Here is a 7,291-nt window from a genome sequence, read left to right on the forward strand (position 1 = left end):
ATTTAGTAGCGCAGATTCAGCGTCAGGATAGCCTGCCGGGCCGGCGCCACGTCGGCGTGGTGCACGCCATTGGTGCGCAGGATGTATTCCTCGTCGCCCGCGTTCTGCACGTTCAGCTGCAGCGACGCGCTGTCGGTCAGGTCCCAGGAGGCGAACAGGTCCACCCGCGTGTACGCCGGCGCGTAAATCCGGTTAGCCCCACCGCCGGCTCCGCCCTGATTGCCCCCGAAGCTGTCTGAGACGTGGTAGACGCCGCCGCCGAGGCTCAGCTTCGGCGTCACGCGGTAGGTGCTGAACAGGCTGAAGCTGTGCTCCGGCGTATTGGCCAGCGGATCGCCGACGTTGACGTTGTTGTAAGCGCCAGAGACCAGTTCCGAGTCCATCCAGGTGTAGCCGCCGAACACCTGCCACTCCTGGGTGAGGTTGCCGGACACGCCCAGTTCGATCCCTTTCACCTCCGCCTCGCCGGCCTGTTCGAACACGCCGGGCGACACCTGTATCTGGGCGTTCTCGCGCTTCAGCGTGAAGGCAGCGCCGGACAGCGCCAGCCGGTCGCCGAACAGGTTGACCTTGGCCCCGACCTCGAAGCTTTCGGTCTCCTCCGGATCGAGCAGCTCCGTGCCGACGGCGCCGCCGGTGTTCTGGTCGCCCGCCGAGATCGTCGGCGGCGTCGCAGACGTCGCATACGAGGCATAGACGCTGGAGCTGGTCGTCGGCTTGAACACCAGCCCGACCTGGTAGTTGACGAAGTCCCAGTCGCCGCCAACGGGAGTGTAGATCGGCGCGGCGACCGTGCCCGTCCCGTTCACGCCGGCGACCGAGAAGTCGTCGTAGCGGACGCCGAGGTTCAGGATCCACCGCTCACCGAACTCGATCGAGTCCAGCGCATAGAGGCCGACGGTGTCCGTCGTGCTGGTGCTGATGACCCCGCGGGTGATGACGCCTGTCCACGGATCAGACGGATTCGGATCGTAGACGCGGGTGCAGTCGAAACCCGTCAGCGGCGCCGGACAGGCCGAGCCGCCCGTGGTGACCACCGTATACGAGGCGTTGCGGTTCTTTTCCTCCGCCAGTTCAAGGCCGAGGTTGAAGCTGTGCTCGATGCCGCCGGTCGAGAACCGGCCGGTCAGGTCGGTGACGTTGGCGATGGTGGTGGTCGGGTTCCAGCGCGACTTGGTCCCGCGCTTCATCCACCACTCGCCGCCGACCAGGACCGCGCCCGGGGGCGTGGTGTTGAAGCGACCGCCGTCGCCGGGGTTGGTGACCACATAGTCGTTCAGCGTCTCGGCGTAGCGGCTGACGTTGCGAAGCGTCAGGTTCGGCGTCAGAGCGTGCTCCATCTCGAACGTCAGGCTGTCGACCTCATTGGTCAGATAGTCCCGCGCCGTCAGGCCGTAGAAGCTGTCGTACGGCACATCCAGAATGCCGCTGTCGGTCGTCCGCACCCCGATCTTGGTGAACAGCGGGATGCCGTAGTCGGGCATCTGGTGGCTGGTCAGGTGATAGAAGCTGAACGTCGCCGAGGTGTCCGTGCCCAACCCGGCCGCCAGCGACAGTCCCAGGCCCCATTTGTCGAAATCCACCGCCTCGCGCCCCGGCACATCGCCCTCGGAGCCCATCAGATTCAGGCGCAGGCCCGCCGTCTCGCCGAGATTCCAGTTCTGGTCGATCGTGCCGCGCAGATAGCCGTCGGTCCCGACGCCGAGACCCAGATGCGCGAAATCGGTCAGTCGCGGCGCCTTGGAGGCGAGGTTGATGCTGCCGCCGCCCGAGCCGCGTCCGGAATAGACCGCGTCGGGCCCCCTCACGACCTCGACCTGTTCGAGGTTGAAGACCTCGCGCTGCTGGCCGCCGCTGTCGCGGATACCGTCGACGAAGACGTTGTTGCCCGACGACTGTCCCCGGATGAACGGCCGGTCGGCCAGTGGCTGGCCGCCCTCCCCGGCGCCGAAGGTGATCCCCGGCGAGGTGCGCAGGATGTCCTGCAGGGAAGTCGCCGCCGTCTGCTCGATGATCTGCTGCGGAATGATCGTCACGGAGCGCGGCGTATCCACCAGCGGCGCGACGAACTCGGGGGACTGCGGCTCGCGCCGGGTCGGTTCGCCCGTCACCGTGACGGTGCCCAGATTGGTGGCGTCCTGCGGGTCGGCCGCCTCCGGCCCCGGCTCGGCCAGCGCGGGCCCCGCCATCAGCATCCCGGCGGCGCTGGAGGCGAACAGGAGAGCGCGAAGGGCGTCGGGACCGGACAGCATGGCGGGAGGCCTTGGTTTGATATTGCGATGCGCTCGCATTATCAGCTTGGCCGCGGCGTGCAAGCGATATTGCGAACAAGTCGCAACTCAATGCGGTTTACGCGCGCTTCATGACACTGGGGTATGCGCAAGGGATGCGCAGTCCGCTGGCGTTCCTGTCCGCGCTGTTTTCATCCGCCCCCGGCCGGACGAATCCGCTCGACCACGACCCGCGGCTGACCCACATGGCGCTGCACGATCAGGAGACCGGACTCGGCAACCGCCTGTCGCTCGAGCGGGCCGCCGCCGGCGCGGAGCCGGTCTATGTCGTCCTGTTCGGCATCGACCGCTTCGAGGTCCTGCGCAACGCCATCGGCTACGACTCCATGGCCGGACTGCTGACCACGGTGGGGCGCCGGCTCTCCGGCCTGACCGGCGCGACGCCCGTCGCCCGGGTCGGCGCCGGCGTGCTGGGGCTGGTCCTCCGCGCGGAAAGCGACGACCAGGCCGTCGAAACCGCCGCCCGGCTCTGCGAATCGGCCCAGACGCCGGTGATCCTCAATGGCGCGCCGGTCGATATCGCCCTGACCGCCGGCCTCGCCCGCACCGGCCTGATCAACCGCAATGTGGCTTCGCCCGTCGACCGCGCCTCCATCGCCATCGACCAGGCCCGCGCGGCGCACCGCCGGGCCATGGGCTTCGACCCGGTTCGTTATGGCGACCCCGCCGGCAACCTGTCGCTGATCAGCGAACTGATGGCCGCGCTCGGCAACGGCGAGTTCTCGCTGAACTACCAGCCGAAATACGACTTCCGAGCCGAGGGCGTTCGCGCCGTCGAGGCCTTGGCCCGCTGGACCCATCCGCGGCGGGGCTGCGTCTCGCCCGACCTCTTCGTCGTTATGGCCGAGGAGACCGGCCACATCCGGCCCCTCACCGAATGGGTCATCCATCAGGCCGTCAAGGACCAGGCCGAACTGCGCCGCGCCGGCCACGACCTGATGGTGTCCGTCAATGTGTCGGGCCGCCTGCTGTCCGACGAAAGCTTCGCCGACTTCGCCCTCGCTGCGGTCAAGGCTGCGGACGCCCGCCTATGCTTCGAGATCACTGAGACCGCCGTGGTCGGCAACCCCGACGTCGCGCTGCGCATCCTCGACCGGTTCACCCAGGCCGGCATCGCCGTGTCGCTCGACGACTACGGCTCCGGCCTGTCTTCGCTGACCTATCTCAAGCAGATCCGGGCCGATGAGCTGAAGATCGACAAGAGCTTCATCCTCGGCCTCGACGACTCGGCCCGCGACGCGCTGCTGGTCAAATCGACCATCGACCTGGCTCACGGCCTCGGCATGAAGGTCACCGCCGAAGGGGTCGAAACCCCGACCGCCCTGGCCCTGCTGCGCGGCATGGGCTGCGACATGGCCCAAGGGTATCTGATCGGCCGCCCCGTCTCCTTCGAGGCCCTGCTCGAGCGGCTGGACGGACCGACCCGCAAGTCCGCCACCGTCGCGGCCTGAGCTGCTTCAGCCCGCCGCCACCGCCTTCATCGTCACCGCCGGGTTCGCCAGCCGCTCCGCGTCCACCGGCGTGCCCCGGCCGATCATCTGCCGCCCAGCCATGAACTCCGCCGGCGCGTTGACCGCCTCGACGCAGACGATCAGGTCTCCGGCCAGATGGAACACCGCGAACGCGGCCGCCGCTGGGTCGCCGCGCAGCACCTGACGCTCGGCCTGCAGCGGCAGCCCCGCGATCTGCAGCTTGACGTCGTACTGGTCAGACCAGAACCACGGAACCTCCGGCGCCGGCGCCGGCCGTCCGGTGATCGCCGCGGCCGCCTGCTTGGCCTGCTCCAGGGCGTTGGGCACGCTCTCCAGCCGGTGCCGCAGCCCGCCGTGCATCGGGATCGGCCGCCAGGTCACGTCGCCGATGGCCCATATCGCCGTATCCGAGGTCCGCGCCGTCTCATCCACCACTACGCCGTTTTCACAGGTCAGCCCCGCGCTCGCCGCCAGTTGCTCGCAGGCCGCCGCCCCGACGCCGACCAGCACCGCGTCGGCCTCGATCAGCCGCCCGTCCGCCAGCCGGACCCCGCTGGCCTCGAACTCCGTGACCTCTGCCGAGGTCAGCACCTCCACGCCATGGTCCCGATGGTAGCGCGTGAAGAAATCGGACAACGTCTCCGACGCCACCCGGGCCAGCACCCGATCCATTCGCTCGATCACCACCGCCTCGGCTCCCAGCGCCCGCGCCGACGCCGCCGCCTCCAGTCCGACGTAGCCGCCGCCGACCACCGCCAGCCGCCGCCCCGGCTCCAGCGCCGCTTTCAGCTTCTCCGCATCGGCCAGCGTCCGCAGCTCCAGCAGGTCCGGCCGGTCCGCTCCCGGCAGGTTCAGCTTCCGCGCCGCCGAACCCGTGGCCAGGATCAGCGCGTCGTACGTCTCCACCGTCCCGTCGGCGAACGTCACCGCCTTGGCCGCGGCGTCGACCGCCGTCGCCGTCGCCCCCAGCCGCAGCTCGATCCCGTGCTCGGCGTAGAAATTCTCCGGGCGCAGCAGCAGCGCCTCCAGATCGGCTTCGCCCTTCAGCCACGCCTTCGACAGCGGCGGCCGCTGATAGGGCGGCGCCGGCTCCTCGCCCGCCAGGACGATCGGCCCCTCGTGCCCGTACTGCCGCAGCAGGGCCGCCGCCGTCCCGCCCGCATGTCCCGCACCGATGATCAGAACCTTGGTCATGACAGGCAGATAGATGGAACCGCGGCGCTCCGCCACAGGCCGGCCGCTGTTGGCCGCTTGGGAATTATGCACTTGACGTACCACGCCCATGATGTAGTGTCTGGCTATGGACCTGACCGATAAAATCTTCACCGACGCCGACGCGGCCCGCGCTCATCTGGAAAAGCTTCAGTGGGCGAACGGTCGGACCTGCCCGCACTGCGGCACGGTCGATAATTCCGTGAAGCTGGAGGGCAAGAGCACCCGTCCCGGCGTCTATAAGTGCCGCGATTGCCGCAAGCCTTTCTCGGTCACGGTCGGCACCCTGTTTGAGCGTTCGCACGTGCCGCTCAACAAGTGGGTTCTGGCGGTTCACCTGCTGGCTTCATCGAAGAAGGGCATGAGCAGCCACCAGCTCATGCGCTCGCTTGGCGTGACCTATAAGACCGCGTGGTTCATGGCCCATCGCATTCGCGAAGCAATGCGCGACGACACCCCGTTCCCGATGGGCGGCGAGGGTACGCCGGTCGAAATCGACGAGACGTTCATCGGCTTCGACCCGGACCATCGCCCGGAGCCGGGCCAGAAAGTCCGTACCGGGATGAAGATGAAAGTCCTGTCGCTCGTGGACCGTGAGAGCGGTCGCGCCAAGTCCTACGTCGTGGACAATCTGCGCGTCTCGACCCTGTTCCCGATCATCAACGCCAACGTCACCCGCGAGGCTCGCCTGATGACGGACGCCGCCGCCTTCTACGGCTCGATGTTCTGGAACCGTAAGCATGGCGTGGTGAACCACCAGCGGGACGAATACGTGTCGGCTTTAGACGCCGAAATCCACACCAACACGATTGAGGGCTATTTCTCGATCTTCAAGCGCGGGATGCGCGGCATCTACCAGCACTGCGCCAAGCGCCACCTTCACCGCTATCTGGCGGAGTTTGATTTCCGCTACACGAACCGCACGGCGCTGGGCATCGACGACACCGCTCGCGCAGCGAAGGTCCTGAAAATGATCACCGGCAAGCGCCTGACCTATCGGCGGGCTGACGGCCTTACCTGCGCCGCCTAAGGCGAAGCGAAAGCGCCTCTACAAGACTCGAAAGTACTGGTTGGAGGATTAGGAAAACTGTCCTATACTGGCCTCGCGCATGGAGGCCGCATGATGCCGTTTCGTGACTGTGCTTGTAGCGATGACTGGTGCCGCCAGTTCGGCTGTCAGTTAGGGAATGTGCACCGGGAGTATGCGGTCTTCCGTACCAATCCTGATCAGCACCACTTCGTCTATAAGGCCGAAAGTCAGGGCATCATCGGGTCCGAAGCGAAACTCGTTGCTGCCGAAACGGGCAGCGAGCGTCTCCTCATCCCATCCTAGCGTCTCAGCAAAGGGCTGGCTGATCAGCTTCGTATTTGGGGAGATTTGACCCTTCTCCGGACCTTCCGAAAATGTGGCGGCATGGGTCGAAAACGCGCTGACGGGGGCCGCCGTTCGCTTCTCTCCAGCAAGCAAGATCGTAACAGCGATAGAAGCGCAAAGCCCCGCTGCGTGAGTGTGGACCTTCATCGGCAGCATCTGGATGAAGTTGTAAAGGCCGACGCCCGCGTTGACGTCTCCACCGCCGCTGGCAAGGCATAGCACGATTGCCGGGTGACCCTCTTGGAGGGCTTGCGTCAGCAGACTTTCCACGTTTCGGACGCCCGCCGGGCTCACTTGCCCATGATAGAACAAATATCGCATCGCTAATCTTTAGAGCGATTCGATTTCGCTGTTCTTTGTGCTTGCTCGCGGTCCAGCGGGCTTCTCTTTCGGCTTCGGCTTAGGCTTCATCGCCAGCATACGGCGGAGAACGTCGTCGGGCTTAGAGGGCGTTAGGGGGTCTGCCATGGCGAAAAATCCGATGGATGTGTTCGACCTCAACATAGGTCGATTATGCCGTTCTTGGGAGCGCCTGGAATGGACTGTCGGCTGTGTGTTCTCTTCGGTTGCCGGAATGCCGCAGGGGCCGATTGGAAACATGGTCAGGTGCCTTGGGCTCCGCGACATGCTCGCGGCGATCAAGATCGGCGTGGTGGCGCAGGACGTTGATCGCACACGACTCTGGACGGTCGAGGTTCTCGTGGCGGCGGACTACATCGACAACGTCCTCCGCACTCGCCGAAACCGCTACGTTCATGACGGCATCTGGCACAGCGATCTTGGCGTGCTCCGCTCTACAGGTCCGAAGATCCATCAAGGTCAATCGCGGACCCACAAAGCCCTTCGGCACGAAGCAAGAGTTGAAAGCATCGGAGACCTCCGCGCGACCCTAAAATCCATCAAGCAGATGGACGATCACCTTTGGCGACTGATGATCTGGC

6 protein-coding genes are annotated in these 7,291 nt (G+C 66.1%); 3 read left to right on the forward strand and 3 right to left on the reverse strand.

Going from position 1 to position 7,291, the window contains the following annotated elements; genetic code table 11:
• Positions 1–2 precede the first annotated feature (2 nt).
• Positions 3–2,252 (reverse strand): TonB-dependent siderophore receptor, encoded by a 2,250-nt coding sequence (locus tag VEC04_RS10440; RefSeq protein WP_324776541.1) that lies wholly within the window; start codon positions 2,250–2,252, stop codon positions 3–5.
• 110 nt (positions 2,253–2,362) lie between these two features.
• Here VEC04_RS10440 and VEC04_RS10445 point away from each other — a divergent pair, with 110 nt between their 5' ends.
• Positions 2,363–3,742, forward strand: coding sequence for a bifunctional diguanylate cyclase/phosphodiesterase (locus VEC04_RS10445; protein WP_324776544.1), 1,380 nt, complete (start codon positions 2,363–2,365; stop codon positions 3,740–3,742).
• A 6-nt stretch (positions 3,743–3,748) separates the two neighbouring features.
• Here VEC04_RS10445 and VEC04_RS10450 read toward each other — a convergent pair whose 3' ends face one another.
• Entirely contained in the window at positions 3,749–4,957 is a 1,209-nt protein-coding gene (locus VEC04_RS10450; RefSeq protein WP_324776546.1) for an NAD(P)/FAD-dependent oxidoreductase, read from the reverse strand.
• Positions 4,958–5,063: 106 nt separating this feature from the next.
• Between VEC04_RS10450 and VEC04_RS10455 the strand changes: the two genes are divergently transcribed.
• Positions 5,064–6,005 (forward strand): IS1595 family transposase, encoded by a 942-nt coding sequence (locus tag VEC04_RS10455; RefSeq protein ID WP_324776548.1) that lies wholly within the window; start codon positions 5,064–5,066, stop codon positions 6,003–6,005.
• 150 nt (positions 6,006–6,155) lie between these two features.
• Here VEC04_RS10455 and VEC04_RS10460 read toward each other — a convergent pair whose 3' ends face one another.
• Complete coding sequence (locus tag VEC04_RS10460; protein WP_324776550.1) at positions 6,156–6,671, reverse strand: ATP-dependent Clp protease proteolytic subunit; 516 nt, start codon at positions 6,669–6,671, stop codon at positions 6,156–6,158.
• A gap of 145 nt (positions 6,672–6,816) precedes the next feature.
• On the opposite strand from VEC04_RS10460, the gene VEC04_RS10465 reads away from it, so the two are divergent.
• Positions 6,817–7,291 (forward strand): hypothetical protein (locus VEC04_RS10465; protein ID WP_324776552.1); only part of this gene is annotated, 475 nt, incomplete at its 3' end.

It is taken from the genome of Brevundimonas sp. (assembly GCF_035626535.1).
GTDB lineage: Bacteria > Pseudomonadota > Alphaproteobacteria > Caulobacterales > Caulobacteraceae > Brevundimonas.

Coding starts and splice junctions, on each gene's coding strand:
- VEC04_RS10445 (WP_324776544.1), top strand. CDS start 2,363: ATGACACTGGGGTATGCGCAAGGGATGCGCAGTCCGCTGGCGTTCCTG.
- VEC04_RS10450 (WP_324776546.1), bottom strand. CDS start 4,957: ATGACCAAGGTTCTGATCATCGGTGCGGGACATGCGGGCGGGACGGCG.
- VEC04_RS10455 (WP_324776548.1), top strand. CDS start 5,064: ATGGACCTGACCGATAAAATCTTCACCGACGCCGACGCGGCCCGCGCT.
- VEC04_RS10440 (WP_324776541.1), bottom strand. CDS start 2,252: ATGCTGTCCGGTCCCGACGCCCTTCGCGCTCTCCTGTTCGCCTCCAGC.
- VEC04_RS10460 (WP_324776550.1), bottom strand. CDS start 6,671: ATGCGATATTTGTTCTATCATGGGCAAGTGAGCCCGGCGGGCGTCCGA.